The organism is Bartonella taylorii (assembly GCF_023920105.1).
GTDB classification, from domain to species: Bacteria; Pseudomonadota; Alphaproteobacteria; order Rhizobiales; family Rhizobiaceae; genus Bartonella; species Bartonella taylorii.
This window is the reverse complement of sequence record NZ_CP083693.1, coordinates 1528609-1546415: the sequence shown is the minus strand read 5'-3', so window position 1 is coordinate 1546415 and position 17807 is coordinate 1528609. Positions and strand designations below refer to the sequence as shown.

8 protein-coding genes are annotated in these 17807 nt (G+C 39.2%); all 8 read left to right on the top strand.

Going from position 1 to position 17807, the window contains the following annotated elements:
• Nucleotides 1-153: 153 nt before the first annotated feature.
• Nucleotides 154-6132, top strand: coding sequence for a Vomp family autotransporter (locus LBE40_RS06635; RefSeq protein ID WP_004858424.1), 5979 nt, complete (start codon nt 154-156; stop codon nt 6130-6132).
• Between the two features lie 430 nt (nt 6133-6562).
• Nucleotides 6563-7009, top strand: coding sequence for a hypothetical protein (locus LBE40_RS06630; RefSeq protein ID WP_004858428.1), 447 nt, complete (start codon nt 6563-6565; stop codon nt 7007-7009).
• Nucleotides 7010-7024: 15 nt separating this feature from the next.
• A complete protein-coding gene (locus LBE40_RS06625; protein WP_004858431.1) occupies nt 7025-7324 on the top strand; it encodes a hypothetical protein in 300 nt (99 codons plus the stop codon).
• Nucleotides 7321-7449 carry a left-handed beta-roll domain-containing protein gene (locus LBE40_RS08490; protein WP_081485988.1) on the top strand — a complete coding sequence of 43 codons (129 nt, stop codon included), beginning with the start codon at nt 7321-7323 and terminating at the stop codon, nt 7447-7449. The genes LBE40_RS06625 and LBE40_RS08490 overlap by 4 nt, the downstream gene beginning before the upstream one ends.
• The gene (locus tag LBE40_RS06620) at nt 7391-7627 is read left to right on the top strand and encodes a hypothetical protein (RefSeq protein WP_252615179.1); all 237 of its coding nucleotides are present in this window, start codon (nt 7391-7393) and stop codon (nt 7625-7627) included. Before LBE40_RS08490 ends, LBE40_RS06620 begins: the two co-directional genes overlap by 59 nt.
• Before the next feature lie 95 nt (nt 7628-7722).
• Nucleotides 7723-8346, top strand: coding sequence for a hypothetical protein (locus LBE40_RS06615; RefSeq protein ID WP_040296820.1), 624 nt, complete (start codon nt 7723-7725; stop codon nt 8344-8346).
• A complete protein-coding gene (locus LBE40_RS06610) occupies nt 8334-8507 on the top strand; it encodes a hypothetical protein (RefSeq protein ID WP_004858440.1) in 174 nt (57 codons plus the stop codon). The genes LBE40_RS06615 and LBE40_RS06610 overlap by 13 nt, the downstream gene beginning before the upstream one ends.
• Before the next feature lie 777 nt (nt 8508-9284).
• Nucleotides 9285-17615 carry a Vomp family autotransporter gene (locus tag LBE40_RS06605; protein ID WP_252615178.1) on the top strand — a complete coding sequence of 2777 codons (8331 nt, stop codon included), beginning with the start codon at nt 9285-9287 and terminating at the stop codon, nt 17613-17615.
• The last annotated feature ends 192 nt before the right edge of the window (nt 17616-17807 follow it).

Here is a 17807-nt window from a genome sequence, read left to right as displayed (position 1 = left end):
TTTCAGAGATTTTAGAGTGATGCCGTAATGAATGTCGGCATCTAAGGGGGAGGGGTCTGTCTTTATTTGTTTGTTTTTTTGTGCGCGAACAGGGTTTTGCCATGAGGGTTTTTGCGCGCTGTAATGATATTGTGCTCTGTTGGAGGAGGTTTTATGAAAAAGTTATATTCAAAATCAAGTTTGGTTAGAACGGTTACATTGGGAGCCGCAGTGGCCACACTCTTGTCAAGTGTTTCTCCCGTTGTTTCACCTGTTTTTGCGGCGAATCTTTCGATAACGGGAGAGTTAAATAGAAGCACAAATGGTACCAATGTATTGTATCCATGGGGTAGTCATGGCAGTATTGTTTTTGCGGGTGATGATAATTACTGTGGTGTAGATAATGTTGTTGGTCGTGGGGGCAAACAACAGCAGGGCATACCAGATAATGTGCGAATATCTGCAGAAACCCAATATAACAGATTTATCAATAATCAAGAATTTAATAATGGTACTCACCCTTATGGCACGACCACTGAGCAAGAGTTTTGGGGTGCTGATGGTTTTACAGGTCCGCCTGCTACTCCGACTACTGGTAGCGGCTATATGGGTGCAGCTTCTACTGGTGGTTTCTCTGGTGCTCAGCCTGAGGCTTATGGTATTTATTCTTTTGCAACCGGTTGCGGATCTGCTGCAACAGGTAATTATTCAACAGTATTTGGTGCAGGTGCAACAGCAAAGGCTGGAGGAGCGCAAGCTTTTGGTGTTTCTGCACTTGCAAGTGGAAGAGCAAGTGTTGCTATAGGTGTTGATTCAGAGGCATCAGGGCTCTCTACGGTTGCGATTGGTGGACTTGCGACTGCATTAGGTAAAAATAGCGTTGCTATGGGGACAAGGGCAAGGGCAGAAAAGAATTATGCGATTGCCATAGGCTCAGAGGCTGAAGCTCAAGCTTCAGGTTCTATTGCAATAGGGAGTAGACTCTCTGATAGAACTGAGGCTGCTAATCCTGAAAGAAGAGTAATAGCGAAGGCTGAAAATGCGATTGCTATAGGTACGCACACATATGCTGAAACGGAAGATTCTGTTGCTATTGGTGCAAATGCACAGGTAACTGTTTATGATGGTGTTGCTATAGGTGGAGGCTCTCTCTCTGATAGAGCAAAGGGTGTTTTTGGTTATGATCCTTTCTTGAATGGTCCATCGACAGACGATAGGATAGCATGGAAAAGCACCACAGGAGCTTTTAGCGTCGGTGAAGTTGGTGGCAGGGGTAATGGTACACTAACACGACAAATTACAGGGGTCGCTGCTGGAAGTGAAGATACTGATGCGGTAAACGTAGCACAATTGAGAGCTATGAGAGAAGTTATAGCAGGAGGAGGGGGCTGGAAAATTTCTGCTAACGATAAAGATGCTACAGATGTAAATTCAGGCAATATCGTGGATTTTTCAGTAAAAAATAGTGCAGTAGGACCAGATAATTTAACGATTGCAAAAAACACTGAAGCGAATAAGCATAAAATTGAGTTTACTTTGAACGATCATCTTAAGTTGATGCAAGTCACTACCGGTCAAAGTTCTATGAGTGATGATGGTTTTTTTGTGAATGGCGGTGAAAACAGTTCACGTATGACTGTTGATGGCTTTTATGTTAATGATGGAAAAGGCCCAAGTATGTCTGTGGATGGTATTGATGCTGGCTATACAAACGTTAGAAATCTGTTAGATGCGACTGAAGATAGTGAGGCAGTGAATTTTGGGCAGTTGAAAGAATATGTAAAAAATAACGGGGGCGGCTGGAAGCTTGCTGTTGAAAAGAACCAGGCTTTAGATATTAATCCAGGAAACACAGTTCATTTTTTTGCTGTTGAGGCTGAAGATACTGGTCACAAAAATATAAAAATTGCAAATAAAAATGGGAAAAACGTCTCTTTTGATTTAGCTGATGATATTAATGTAATGACTGTCAAAACAGGAGAAAGCATTATGGATGCCTTGGGCTTTCGGTTTGAAGGTGGTGATGGGCCGAGTGTAACTGTTAATGGCATTCATGCTGGTGATAAAACGATTAAAGGAGTAGCGGCAGGGAAAGAAGATACCGATGCTGTAAATTATAAGCAGTTGAAAGATTTTACAGCAGGGATGGAAACGGGCTGGAAGCTTTCTGTTGATGGTAACAATGCTACAGACGTTAAAGCTGGGAGTACAGTAGATCTTGTTGCGGGTGCGAGTGGGGATGGAAGCAAAAATATTAAAATTGCAAAAGACAATAATAAAGTTACATTTGCTTTGAATGATACTCTTAAGCTCACAAGTGTTACGACAGGCAATAGTGTTATGAATAGCGACGGCTTTAAGTTTATTGATGGTAATGGACCTGAAATAACTTTAGATGGTATTAAAGCTGGTAATAAAAAGATTACAGAAGTAGCAGATGGAACTGATAATACCGATGCAGTAAATTATAAACAGCTGAAAGATGTAAGACAACTTGCAGAAAATGGCTGGAAGCTTTCTGTTGATGGTGAAAACGCTACAGACGTTCAAGCTGGAAGTACAGTAGATCTTGTTGCGGGTGCGAGTGGGGATGGAAGCAAAAATATTAAAATTGCAAAAGACAATAATAAAGTTACATTTGCTTTGAATGATACTCTTAAATTGACGAGTGTTGCTACAGGCAACAGCATCATGAATAGTGATGGTTTTTCATTTATTGATGGTAATGGGCCTAAAATAAGTATAAGTGGTATCAATGCTGGCGATAAAAAAATTACAAAAGTGGCAAGCGGAACGGATGACACTGATGCAGTGAATTATAAACAGTTGAGAGACTTTACAGCAGGGATGGAAACGGGCTGGAAGCTTTCTGTCAACGGTGAAAATCCTACCGATGTTAAGGCTGGTAGTACAGTAGATCTTATTGCCGTTAAACACCAAGAGGATGGTGAACTCACAAATATTAAGATTGTAAAAGATGAAAACAATAAGGTAAAGTTTGATTTAGAGGAACATATTAAAGTTGGTAGCATATCAGTAGGGGATCAAACTAGTTTAACGGCTAATGGCTTGGTAATTAAAAATGGTGGTCCGAGAATAACATTTGGCGGGATTCATGCGGCTGATAAAACAATTACAGGAGTGGCTGATGGTGTTTTAGAGAAGGATGCAGTTAATCTTTCACAGTTGCATAAAATAAAAGATGAGATAGAAGACAATAGTCTTGTTAAATGGGACGAAGAACAGAAACTTATCACTATTGGTGCTCAAAAAGGTGGTACGAAAATTGATATCACAGGTACTGGGGGAGAGCGGACCATTGCGGGTGTAAAAAATGGAACGATTTCAGCAGTTTCAAAAGAAGCAATAAATGGTAGCCAGATTAATAAGATATCTGGAGATATTGCAAATTACTTTGGTGGTGGTGCAGCATTTCAGGATGGTATTTTTGTAGGACCAAGATATAATTTATCTATAGTTTCTGCAGATGGTGAGGTAGTGCAGAAGGTGTTTCCTGATGTTGGTTCAGCATTGACAGGACTTGATGCGAATGTCAAAAATGTGAATAGTCGTTTGACACATGTCACCAATGAATTTAATCAGAAATTTGATGATTTCTCTAAAGACGCCTTGCTTTGGAGCGAAGGAGAGCAAGCATTTGTTGCACTGCATGGACCAAATGGAGAAAAAACAGAAAGTAAGATTACTTACCTTTTGGATGGTGATATTTCTGAAGATTCAACAGATGCAATAAATGGTTCCCAACTTTATAATATGGGCGATAAGATTGCGAATTATTTTGGTGGTGGTGCCAATGTGCTTAACGGTAAAGCGCCAACTTATATAATTCAGGGCAATAGACATAATGATGTTGGTTCTGCTTTTGAGGATGTTAATACTTCTATCACGGATATCTACAGTCAGATTAATAATGTTACAGAAAACAGTCTTGTGAAGCAGGACGGAAATGATGGTATTATCACGATCGGTAAGGCAACAGGTGGTACTAAAATCAGCATTGCAAATAAAGATAATCAAGAAAGAACTCTTTCTGGTGTGAAGGATGGAATGATCTCTCAAACATCAACGGAAGCAGTAAATGGTTCACAGCTCTTTAAAACGAATAAAAAGGTCGAGACCGTTTATGATAATCTATTAGAAGTTGCTGAAAATACATCGAAATATTTTGGTGGCAATACAGATGTACTTGAAGGTATAGAACCAACTTTCCTTATTCAGGGGGAAACATATCATAATGTTACAGAGGCGTTTGCTGGTGTGAATGTTTCTATCCATAATATTGATAATAAAATTTCTGATTTGGAAAAAAATAACCTTGTACAACAAGAGGGAGGAGCTTCAGGTGTTATCACTATTGGTGCAAAAACAGCTGGAACTAAAATCAGTGTTGCAAGCATTGGCGGTTTGGGACGCACTATTTCTGGTGTAAAAGCAGCAGAAAATGGTGATGAAGCTGTTAACAAAGACCAACTTGATAAAAGCATAGAGAAGATTTCTAATGATATTGAGATAGCAAGTGCTGCTGCGGTTCTCTATGATAAAGATGCAAATGGTGGCATTAATTATAACAGTGTGACTTTGGGTGGTCAGGAAAATGCTGGACCAGTTGCTCTTTTGAATGTAAAAAATGGCAGAATTGCTGAAGAATCTTATGATGCGATCAATGGTAGCCAAATTAATGAAATATCAGGAGATATTGCAAATTACTTCGGTGGTGGAGCCTCATTTGAGAATGGTGCTTTTGTAGGACCAAAATATAGCTTATCTACTATTGTTGAAAATGGCCAAGTAGCAAAAACTAACTATTATAATGTTGGTGATGCTTTGACAGGGCTTGATGCGAATGTCAAAAGTGTGAATAATCGTCTAACAAATGTATCCAATGAGTTTAATCAGAAGATTGAAGGTATCTCTAAAGATGCTCTGTTGTGGGATGATGAAGAACAGGCATTTGTTGCACTTCACGAAAAAGATGGAGAAAAGACAAAAAGCAAACTTACATTCCTTATGAATGGTGAAATTCATGAAGAATCAACAGACGCTATCAATGGTAGCCAGCTTTATTTCATGAGCAATCAACTTGCTGCTTATTTTGGTGGTGGTGCTAAATATGAGAATGGCAAATGGACAGCACCTAATTTTGTGATTTCTCAAGTCAATGCGGATGGCAAAATTGTTGAGAATAAGTATAATAATGTCGCTGATGCTTTTGGTGGTATTAATAACGGGATGTCAAATATTAATAACCGTATTGATGATGTCATCAACAAGGTCGATTCAGATGCTTTAAAGTGGAATAAGGATAAAGGAGCCTATGATGCTAGTCATGGTGGTCAACCAAGTAAGATTATCAATGTAGCAGATGGTAGAATTGCAGAAGATTCAAAAGATGCAGTCAATGGTGGACAGCTTTGGAAGACCAACGAACGTATCACGGGCGTTGAGAAAGATATTAAACATATCGAAAACAGAGTTGACAATATCTCAGCTACGGTTACCAATATTGGTGAGACAGTTCACAATATTGATATAAAAGTTGATAAAATTGATAATAAAGTTAACGATCTTGTTGATGGGGTTGTTCTCTATGACAGAGATGCAAACGGCAAAAAAGTCAATAAAGTCACTTTAGTAGGTGGTAACGAAAGTGAACCTGTTACGATTGATAATGTAGCTGATGGTAAAATTGGAACAGGCTCAAAAGAAGCTGTAAATGGTGGTCAACTCCATGATTATACTCAAGAACAGATGAAAATTGTTCTCGATGAATCGAAGCACTACACAGATCAACGGATAAATAATATCAGGATTGATGCTATTGATGATGCTGTTGAACGTGCTAACAACTACACCAATATGAAGTTTGAGGCTTTAAATTACAGCATAGAAAATGTGCGGAAAGAAGCAAAACAAGCAGCGGCTATTGGTTTAGCGGTGTCTAACTTACGCTACAATGATACACCTGGAAAGCTAAGCGTTGCATTTGGTAGCGGCTTATGGCGCGGACAATCTGCATTTGCTTTAGGTGCTGGTTATTCTTCTGAGGATGGAAAAATCCGCTCCAACCTCTCTGCAACGAGTTCTGGTGGTCATTGGGGTGTAGGTCTTGGGCTTAATTTAACACTGAACTGATAGCAAAAAGCTTTTCTTAAATATGCTCCTTGCCCCTGCTTCATTAAAGCAGGGGCATTTTAGCAAAAAGCTTTCATAAATCCTCTAACGAAATGAAAAAAACTATCTACGAAAAATAAACTGATGCCTAAACGGATGATCAATAGACACAAAAATGACACCTCTTTCAAAGAGATCAAAGCTAAAAACGACACACAGCCTTTGATAGAAAAATGAAATCAATTCTAATATTAAGTATTTTTTTACCTTCCTTAAATTAACTTTCACAAACCGGATTCTAACTTCTCTTCAGAAACGCGGTGCAATCACAGCTTATATCTTATTTTTTTATGTTCTAAAAACACGGGTACACAAAGGAAATAGGAAAGCTTTACAAGGCGAGAAGATGTCTTTTTTGCGTTTCTAATATGTTATTTATTGAGGGGGAATTATGAAAAAATTATATACTACACGGGTGATGCCTGATCTGAGTTTTTCTCGTTCACATCGTCGATCATCGTTGTTTAAAGTAGCTTCGTTGGGAACTGCGGTGGCCTTGTTTTTATCGAATGCTACTCCTGTTTTTTCTGCAAATCCCGATTTAACAAAAGCATCTTTTGAAAATGTGAAGAATGCTGCCGTGGTTTATCCGCAAAGCATTATCTCTGCGTATGATTACTATGATGATGATAAGGAAAATTATTTAACAGCATTGAATGTGGCAATGGTGCCAAAAGTTGACGCTTCTGATGATTATGCAAATTTTTTAATCAAAATCCTTTCTGGTATAAGTAATGATGATCCTATTGTGAATGTTTTGAGGGTAGATGGAAAAAACTCATTGGAAAGAACATTAGATGCAGGCAGGCAATATAAAAAATCGCTCATCAGTGCATAAAATGGCGAGAATACAGTGATTATTGATGCATTGAATCTTTCGCGCAATGACTCTATGGCTAGACCGCAGCGCGGTACCGGACTGCAACGTGACGGCATAGAGGGTACTAATGTTATATCTGGTAATGATATAACAAAGCCTGTAAAACTTCATGCAAGGAGTGATATTGTTGCTATTGGTGCCAAGATAACAGTAAACGCTCCAGATTCGGTTGCTGTAGGTCATTTGGCGTACGCTGTAGGTAAAAAAAGTATCGCAATAGGTGGTGAAGGTAGATACAGTGATAACCCGATTCCCCTGAGGGGCGTACAATAGCGACGGGCGAAGAATCAATTGCTATTGGACATCGTGCTAAGGCGGACGGTGAGGAATCTATAGCTTTTGGTGCTTGTGGGAGCGAGTCTGTGGCTGATGTTGTTTGCTGGCGCTATCAGTTATGATCCTTACACTAAAGGACCTTCACAGTCTGACAACTTTGCATGGAAAAGTACGCAAGGTGCAGTGAGTGTTTGTGATATTGGTTCAGAAAAAACGCGCCAGATTGTAAGAGTGGCAGCTGGTAGTGGCAACACTGATGCAGTGAATTTTGTGCAGCTACAAGAAATAAAAATCAAATAGCAGGAACTTGTCTTGTTAAGCAAGATGGTGGAGAAGCAGGTCGTATCACTATTGGTAAAGAAACAGGTGGTACTAAAATCAATGTTGCGAACAAATTGGGTGAAGACCGGACTATTTTGGGTGTGAAGGCAGCTGTTGCGAAGAATGAAGCTGTTAGCAAAGCTCAGTTTGATAAAAGGATAGAGAAGATTTCTAATGATATTAATCACCTAAATCTGTCTGTGGTTCTCTACGATAAAGATTCAAATAGTGTGACTTTTGGTGGTGATAAGACTACGGCACCAGGTGCTCTCCATAATGTACAAGCTAGTACAATTGCAGAAGGGTCGCATGATGCAATCGATGGTAGCCAGATTGAAAAAATATCCCAAGATGTAGCAAATATTTTTGGTGGTAATGCAGAATTTAGCGAAGGTATTTTGTTCGGTCCGCTTTATCATTTATCGCACATTTCTGAGGATGGAACATCGAAAGATCGTCCCTTTTATGACGTTGGTTCTGCTTTGACAGGACTTGATGAGAATATCAACAATGTGAATAGCCGCTTAACACATGTAACCAATGAGTTTACTCAGAAAATTGATGGTGTCTCTAAAGATTCTCTGTTGTGGAGTAATGATGAGCAGGCATTTATAGTACAGCATGGAGAGGGAAAAACCAATAGCAAAATTAAGTCCTTGCCAATGGAGACATTTCTGCTAACTCAATGGATGCAGTGAATGGTTCGCAGCTTTATTTGATGAGTAATCAGCTTGCGGAGTATTTTGGTGGTGGTGCTGGTTATACGTCTGAAAATGGAAAAATCCGCTCTAATCTATCGGCAACGAGTGCTGGGGCGCATTGGGGAGTAGATGGCGCAATAACTCTGAAAATAAAATAATACAAAAACTAATATTTAACAAAGCTTTCGCCCTGTCAACAAGACAAGGGTGAAAGCTTTTCAGATGCAAAACTTGAAATAACTTCTTTAAAATGGAATAAGGATAAAGGAGTGTATGATGCTAGCAATGGTCAACAAAGTAAGATTATTAATGTTGCTGATGGTAAAGCTAATAATAGCTATTTTAGTTTTGCTTTAGTTAGGTAAGCGCAAACTCTTTTTAACTAAAAAACGACTCTATAGAGCTTAGCAAAGTATTTAGCAAAGCATAAAGTTAAAATTCCATAGAATTATACTTGTTGAAAAAATAGCGCACTAGAACCCATAGTGATATCTTACTATGGGGAAGTTCATTTTATTCCAAAGCAACTCTCTTTTTTTGAAGCGATGTACCTCAAAGGGGGAGTAAAGAAATACATTTTTAAGAAACTAAATATTCTTCAAGAGAAATGCTTACGATATTTAAAGTACGTAAGAATACTCTCTTTTCTAATAAGTATAAAACTGCAAATAGCGAATTTACATTTATAGATTATAAATGTATTCTACATGTTTATTTGATTTGTTTAGTGATTTTTACATTTAGTTCTGACGACAAAAAGCACACAAACCCCAAAGGTAAAATACTAGAAATGTCATCAATTTCACAACTGGCGAGCGTAGATTTTAAATTTACAGAAATCTGAATTTATTCCGTGCTTTGGTTGGAAAGAACATTTTGTGGAATACTTCGCATCAAAATATGGCTTTTTTATGTTTTTATTACAGGGGATAATTATGAAAAAAGTATATGCCAAATTAGCGGGGAGAAAATTGAATTTTTTTAGTCCTGTTTACAAGGCGTCTTTTGTAAAGATGCTTTCCTTGTCCTCAATAGTTGCACTTTTGTCGAGTGCTTCTCCAGTGTATTCAAAAACAGTTTCTCCAAAAGAAGCATTTCTCATAAGTGCGAAAAGTTCTTCTATAGTTTTTCCGCAAAGTGTTATCTCTGTCTATGATGACTATAATGTTGATGCGAGCGATCAGGAAAACTACGTAACAGCCCTACAAGGGGGGAGCACACTGGTAGAGAGCGCTGTGAGTGACTATGTCAATTTTCTCATCAATACTCTTTCTAAGAACAGTAATGATAATGTTATCGTGAATATTTTGGCAGCATACAGCAATAGCCTACCAAAAAGTAAGTTCAGTGCAGAGGAGCAATATCAAAAATTTATCACCAGTCCGCAGTTGTCTAATTTTTCTAGCTCTATACCTCAACAGCTTGCTCAAGATGGTGGTGATGTAGGGATTATTAATAGATTTGTTAGATCACGGGATGATGTGGCTACACGAGACAGCAGTGATGGCAATATTAGACTGGGTAATCCTGGTAAAATATATAGCATCAAACATAGTATTATGATCGGTAATAATATTGATTATTATTACAACAATAATGTAAATGGGTTCCGTATAAATTCTGTTATTATTGGTAATAACGCAGGAGGAGGAGGAACATTGTATTCCAACAATAGGTTAGTTGCAATAGGTTATAAAGCATATGCCTATAGGGATGACAATGTTGCACTAGGTGCTCATTCTCACATGGGTATGGAAAAGGATATTGCTGGTTATGATCCTCTAACAAATGCTTCTTCAAAGCAGCAAGATGATATATGGCGAAATACGCTAGGCGGCGTTGGTATTGGTAGCTCTGATAATAAAACACGGCGGATTACAGGAGTAGCGGCTGGTGATAAAGATACTGATGCTGTGAATGTTGCGCAATTGAAAGCAGTAAGAGAAATTGCAAAAACAGGTTGGAAGCTATCTGTTGGAGAAAAGACTACAAATGTTGATGCGGATAACAGCCTCAGTTTTTCCTCTGGAAGTGACAACTTTAAGATAGTCAGCGATAAGAATAAGATCACATTTGATCTAGCACGGGCTATCACAGCTGATAGCATAAAGGTAGGCGAAAATACCTTAGATGCGACAGGCTTAGTGATTAAAAGTGGTCCGAAAATGACGACTGCAGGTATAGGTGCCGGCAATCAAAAGATTACAGGAGTGGCAAAGGGCACTGAAGGTACTGATGCAGTTAATTTTGCACAGCTGAAGGAGATCAAAGAACAGGTAGCATCCAGTGGCTTAGTCGCGCAAGATACGCAGACGAAAGACATCACTATTGGTAAGGGAACAGATGGTAATAAAATCAGTATTGCCAATAAGGATGGCAAGGGTCGAGTTATTTCTGGCATAGCGAATGGAGCCATTTCTGATGCTTCAACTGAAGCAATAACAGGGCATCAATTGCATCAGTTTGGCACCAGTATAGCTGGCTATTTTGGCGGTGGTGCCAAATATGAGAATGGCCAATGGAGCACTCCAAAATTTAAGGTTAAAACTGTTAAAGATGATGGCACAGAAAGTGAACAAAGCTACGAAAATGTAGCATCTGCTTTTGAAGGTGTTAGTAATTCTATCACGAAGATTCAGAATAACATCACCAAAGAGATTAATAATGTAGTCACCAAAGTAGAAGGTGATTCTTTGTCGTGGAGTAAGGAAGATGGTGCGTTTGTAGCCAAGCACGGGGCGGAAGATGCAAAGACAAATAGTAAGATCAGGTTTCTTGCGAATGGTGATGTTTCTAAGGGTTCAACGGATGCTATAAATGGTTCCCAGCTTTATTCACTAGGTGATACATTTGCTACCTATTTAGGCGGTGGCGCTAAATATGAGAATGGGGAATGGACTGCTCCAAAATTCAAGGTTAAAACTGTTAAGGATGATGGAAGTGATGTTGAAGATAAGGAATACAAAACTGTAGCGGAAGCTTTGGCTGGAGTTGGCACTTCTATCACAAATGTAAAAAAAGAGATTAACAATGAAATTACCAATGTAAAGGGTGATAGCCTTGTTAAGTGGGATGAAGCGACAAAGTTAATCAAGATAGGCGAAGAAAAAGAAGGTAGTAAAATCAATATTAAAAATAAGGATGGTGGTGCTCGGACCATTTCTGGTGTAGCGGCTGGGAGTGCTGAGACTGACGCTGTAAATTTTTCACAACTGCAGAAAGTTGAAAAAGACGTCAAGGAACAAGTAGCAGCTAGTAGCTTCGTGAAACAGGATCTTGAAACCAAACACCTTACTATTGGTAAAGAAACAGATGGTGACAAAATTGATATTGCTAACAACAAAAATGAAAAGCGTACTCTTACTGGTATAAAGGGTGGAGCGCTCTCGGCAGATTCAAATGAAGCAATCACGGGTAGTCAGATTAATAAAATCGGTGAAGATGTTGCAGGTTTCTTTGGTGGTGGAGCAGCCTTTAGTGGTGGTGCTTTCACCAAACCATCTTATGAGATACATAGCATTAGAACAAATGGTGAAGTAGGCGAACCAGGAACTATTCACCATGATGTTGGTTCAGCTCTTTCGGCGCTTGATCATAGTCTTGGGAATGTGAATACTCGTATAACGAATACGATCAATGATTTTAATCAAAAAATAACGGATAGTTCTCAACATATTGAGAAAGACGCCTTGTTATGGAACGAAGGAGCTCATGCCTTTGTCGCGCGTCATGAAAAGAGTACAGAAGAAAAGGGCAGGGCCGTAAGAACACAAGAAAATAGCAAAATTACCTTTCTTTTAGATGGTAATGTTTCTGAGGGTTCAACGGATGCTGTTACAGGTAATCAGCTCTACTCTATGGGGCATGCGCTTTCTACGTATTTAGGCGGTGATGCTAAATATGAAAATGGAAAATGGAGTGCGCCAAGTTTCAAGGTTAAAGCCTTCAATACGGATGGCACTCCCGTTGAAACAAGCTATAATAATGTAGCGGATGCTTTTGCTGGTGTTGGTAATTCTTTCACGAATATTCATAAAGAGCTTACAAATGTAGTTAGCAAAGTAGAAGGCGATTCTTTATCGTGGAGCAAGGAAGCCAATGCGTTTGTAGCTCGCCATGAACAGAGCACAGAAGAAACAGGCAAAGCCGTAAGGGCACAAGAGAACAGTAAGATTACGTTTCTTGCGAAAGGTGATGTTTCATCAACCTCAACGGATGCAGTAAATGGTACCCAGCTTTTTGAAACGAATAATAAGGTTGCTACCTATTTAGGTGGTGGTGCGTCATTTAATGAGGGTTCCTTCACGCAGCCAACTTATAAATTATCGAGTGTTTCTAATGACGGGACAGTAACAGAGAATTCCTTTAACGATGTTGGAGCAGCCTTTACTGGACTTGATGCAAATATCAAGAATGTTAATGCACGGATTAAAGAAGTATCTCAGGGTGTTGCGCAAGATTCGTTATCATGGAGCAAGGAAGATGATGCCTTTATAGCCAAGCATGGAGCAGAAAAAACAGCGAGCAAAATTAAATTTGTTGCAGGGGGAGATTTATCTAAAAACTCAACGGATGCAGTAAATGGTACCCAGCTTTTTGAGACGAATGATAAGGTTGCTACGTATTTAGGCGGTGATGCTAAGTATGAGGAAGGTAAATGGAAAGCTCCTACTTTCAAGATTAAAACAGTTAAGGATGATGGTAGTGCAGTTGAAGATAAGGAATATAAAACTGTAGCCGAGGCTTTGGCTGGAGTTGGTACTTCTATCACGAATGTTAAAAATGAGCTTACCAAGCAGATTAATAATGAAATTACCAATGTAGTGAGTGATAGCCTTGTTAAACGAGATGAAACAACGAATCTTATTACTATTGGTAAAGAAGTAGAAGGCAGTGAAATTAATATCGTTAACAAAGATGGAGCGGATCGTACGCTTTCTGGTATTAAAGCAGCAACAAAGGATAATGAAGCGGTTAATAAGAAACAACTTGAAGAACATTTGAAGGATCTTTCCACCAGTCTTCAGTCTGATGAATCAGCTGTTGTGCATTACGATAAGAAGGAAGGGGATGAAACTGATTATACGAATGTCACTTTTGGCAAAGGTAAAGCTTCTACATCTGTAGGCTTGCATAATGTTGCTGATGGTAAGATTGCTAAGGATTCACGTGATGTAGTTACGGGTGGTCAGATTAATACGATCTCTCAGGAAGTTGCAAAATATTTAGGTGGAGGAACAGCATTTATCGACGGTGCTTTTACAGGACCCGCTTATAACTTGTCGAAGATTGAGAAAAATGGTTTGGTAACAGATACTACTTTTCAAGATGTTGGCAAAGCGTTTGAAGGTCTTGATACCAATATCCAGAATGTTAATCAGCGTATTAAGGAAGTATCAGAAGGTGTTGCACAGGATTCCTTGTTATGGAGTGATGAAGCCCATGCCTTTGTCGCGCGTCATGAAAAGAAGCAAGAAGAACAAGGCAGAGCCGTAAGAACACAAGAAAACAGCAAAATTACATTTCTTTTAGATGGTAATGTTTCTGAGGGTTCAACGGATGCTGTTACAGGTAATCAGCTCTACTCTATGGGGCATGCGCTTTCTATGTATTTAGGCGGTGATGCTAAATATGAAAAGGGAAAATGGAGTGCGCCAAGTTTCAAGGTTAAAACAGTCAAGGAAGATGGCAGTGGTGTTGAAGAGAAGAGCTATGAGAGTGTTGCCTCTGCTTTTGAAGGTGTAGGAAGTTCTTTTACGAATATTAAAAATGAGCTTAAGAATGAGATTACCAATGTAGTGAGTGATAGTCTTGTTAAACAAGATGCTGAGACAAAGGTTATCAATATTGGTAAAGAAGTAGAAGGCAGTGAAATTAATATCGCCAACAAAGATAAAGAGGATCGGACGCTTTCTGGTGTAAAGGAGGCGACCAAAAATAATGAAGCTGTTAACAAGGGGCAGCTTGATAAAAGATTAGAAGAACTTTCTAAAAATATTCAGTCTGAGGATTCAGCTGTTGTTCTTTACGATAAAGGTGAAAATGGTACCACTAATTACAAGAGTGTGACGTTAGGCAAAGGTGAAAACCGCGAACCAGTTGCACTTCATAATGTTGCGGATGGTAAAATTGCTGAAAATTCACATGATGCAATTAATGGCAGTCAGATTAATAAAATTTCTCAGGATCTTGGGAAGTTCTTGGGTGGTAATGCAGTCTTTAACAATGGCGCTTTTACAGGACCAACATATAAATTATCTAAAGTCGATACAGAAGGTAAGGTAGAGCAAACTGACTTTAATGATGTAGGTAGTGCGTTTACGGGTCTTAATGATAACATCAAGAATGTGAATCAGCGTATTAAAGAAGTTTCTGAGGGTGTTGCGCAAGATTCGTTGTCTTGGAGCAAAGATGATCATGCATTTGTAGCCAAGCATGGAGCAGAAAAAACAGCCAGCAAAATTAAATTTGTTGCAGGGGGAGATTTATCTGAAAACTCAACCGACGCAGTAAATGGTACCCAGCTTTTTGAGACGAATGACAAGGTTGCTACCTATTTAGGTGGTGGCGCTAAGTATGATGGAGGTAAATGGAAAGCTCCTACTTTCATGGTTAAGTCCCTCAAGGAAGATGGCACAGAAGTTGAGTCGAGTTATAATGATGTAGCTTCTGCATTTGCAGGTGTTGGTAACTCTATCACCAAAATACATAAAGAAGTTAAGAATGAAATTAATCAGGTTGTAGCTGATAGCCTTGTTAAGCAAGAAGACAAAACAAATCGTATCACCATTGGTAAAGAAGTAGAAGGCAGTGAAATTGATATCGCCAACAAAACTGGTGCGGATCGTACGCTTTCCGGTGTAAAGGCAGCGACCCAAAATAATGAAGCGGTTAATAAAGGTCAGCTTGATGCAAGCTTGAAAGATCTTTCCAACAGTCTTCAGTCTGAGGATTCAGCTGTTGTTCTTTATGATAAAACAGGGGGTGAAAATAGCACTACGAATTATGAAAGTATAACTTTTGGCAAAGGTAAAGATCGTGCCCCTGTTGGATTGCATAATGTTGCTGATGGTACCATTGATGAGAAGTCACGTGATGTGGTTACGGGTGGTCAGATTCATACAATCTCTCAGGAAATTGCAAAATATTTAGGTGGTGGTACAGTATTTAATAACGGTACTTTCACAGGACCGACTTATAAATTGTCCAGTGTTAATGCAACAGGTGAGGTAGAAGAAAAATCGTATAACGATGTTGGATCTGCTTTTGGAGGGCTTGATACGAATGTCAAGAATGTGAATAATAATCTAACGAATAAGTTTAACGAACTTACTCAAAACATCACGAATATTACTCAAGAAGTTCAAGGAGATGCCTTGTTGTGGAACAAGGATGAAGAGGCATTTGTAGCACAGCATGGAGAGAAAAAAGGCAATAGTAAGATTACATCTCTTGCAAATGGTAACGTTGCAGAAGGTTCAACGGATGCTGTTACGGGTGGTCAGCTTTACTCGTTGAATAATACAGTTGCGACGTATTTTGGTGGCGGTGCTAAGTATGAGGAAGGCAAATGGACAGCTCCTACCTTTACAGTAAAGACGTTTGATGCAAATGGTAAGGAAGGTGAGGAGAGTTATACGAGTGTTGCGGAAGCCTTTACAGGTGTTAATAATGCTTTCATAAGTTTTGGTAACAAAGTTACCAATGAGATTACCAATCAAGTAAATAATGCGATTACTAAAGTTGAAGGTGAAAGCCTAGTTAAGAAAGACAAGAAGACAAAAGTTATCGCAATTGGTGGCGAGACAGACGGTACAAGCATCAGTCTTGCAAATATTGATGGTACTGCACGGACGCTTTCAGGCGTAAAAGATGGAGCGCTTTCAGCAGTGTCGACAGAAGCAGTTAATGGATCTCAGCTTTATTCATTGGGTGACAAGGTTGCTACATATTTAGGTGGTGGTGCTAAGTATGAAAATGGAGAATTGGTATCTCCAGGTTTCAAGGTTGTGACATTTAATGATGATGGTAGTTCTGAAGAGCAAAACTACACAGATGTTGCGGCTGCGTTTGCTGGTGTGAGTAATTCTTTCACGAAGCTTCATCATGAGATTTCAGATAATATTGAGCAGAACGCGTTGTTGTGGAGTGAAGCTGATAAAGCGTTTGTAGCGCTTCATGGAACAGGAGAAACAAAGCAAAACAGCAAGCTTATTCACCTTGTTGATGGAGACATATCCGCGGGTTCTAGCGAAGCGATAACCGGCAACCAGCTCTATCAGCTCAATCAGACACTAGCACTGTATTTTGGAGGTGATGCTGGGTATAAAGATGGAGTATGGACAGCCCCAAAATTCCAAGTTTCGCAATTTAATTTGGATGGTAGTGCGGGTAACAAGGAAGTCTATGATAATGTGGCGTCTGCTTTTGAAGGTGTTAATGGCAGTATGTCGAGTATCAACGATCGTATTAACACAGTAGAGCAGAATGTCTCGTCGAACAGTTTAAATTGGGATGAGAAAGAAGGAGCTTATAATGCAGGTCATTCAGGTCAAGACAGCAAGATTACGCATGTAGCGGATGGTAAGGTTGCATCAGGCTCGAAGGATGCAGTGAATGGCGGTCAGCTTTTTGAGACGAATGAGAGGGTTAGCGCAGTTGAAAGCCAAGTAAGTAGTATTGATAAGCAAGTAAAAGATATTGAAAGTACAGTTACGAACGGTGTTGTTAAGTATGATCAAGATGGTGAAGGTCATAAGGTTAATAAAGTCACGTTAGTAGGTGTTAATGAAAGTGATCCTGTGTTGATAGATAATGTAGGGGATGGCAAGATTGAGAGTGGTTCAAAAGAAGCTGTCAATGGAGGCCAATTGCATGATTATACCGAACAGCAGATGAAAATCGTTCTTGATGATGCGAAAAAGTATACGGATGATAAGGTCGATAGTGCAATCAATAATGCTGCTGATGAGGCAAAATCCTATACAGATATGAAGTTTGAAACGTTAAGTTATGCGGTTGAAGATGTCCGGAAGGAAGCGAGACAGGCCGCAGCTATTGGCTTAGCAACGTCTAACTTACGTTATAATGATACACCAGGAAAGTTAAGTGTATCATTGGGTAGTGGTATATGGCTGAATCAAACTGCATTTGCTCTTGGTGCTGGTTATACGTCTGAAGATGGCAACGTCCGTTCTAATCTGTCAGTAACAAGTGCTGGGGGACACTGGGGTGTAGGTGTAGGCGTAAACTTCACACTGAATTAACAATAAAACACAATAGTTTAATGACATTTTCGTTTGCCTTTGCTTAACTAAGCAGGGGCAAGCCATTTTTGCTCAAGATATAAATACACACCTACCTTAGAAAATAAATATTCGGATAGAATTAAAGGATTGAGGAAAATCTCTGATGAGGTTTGAGTGTAAAAAACTGTATCATCATCTACACAAAAGATT

Bases quoted from the DNA above. Each gene is read 5' to 3' on its own strand.
- LBE40_RS06635 (WP_004858424.1), top strand. From the start codon at position 154: ATGAAAAAGTTATATTCAAAATCAAGTTTGGTTAGAACGGTTACATTG.
- LBE40_RS06630 (WP_004858428.1), top strand. From the start codon at position 6,563: ATGAAAAAATTATATACTACACGGGTGATGCCTGATCTGAGTTTTTCT.
- LBE40_RS06610 (WP_004858440.1), top strand. From the start codon at position 8,334: ATGGATGCAGTGAATGGTTCGCAGCTTTATTTGATGAGTAATCAGCTT.
- LBE40_RS06605 (WP_252615178.1), top strand. From the start codon at position 9,285: ATGAAAAAAGTATATGCCAAATTAGCGGGGAGAAAATTGAATTTTTTT.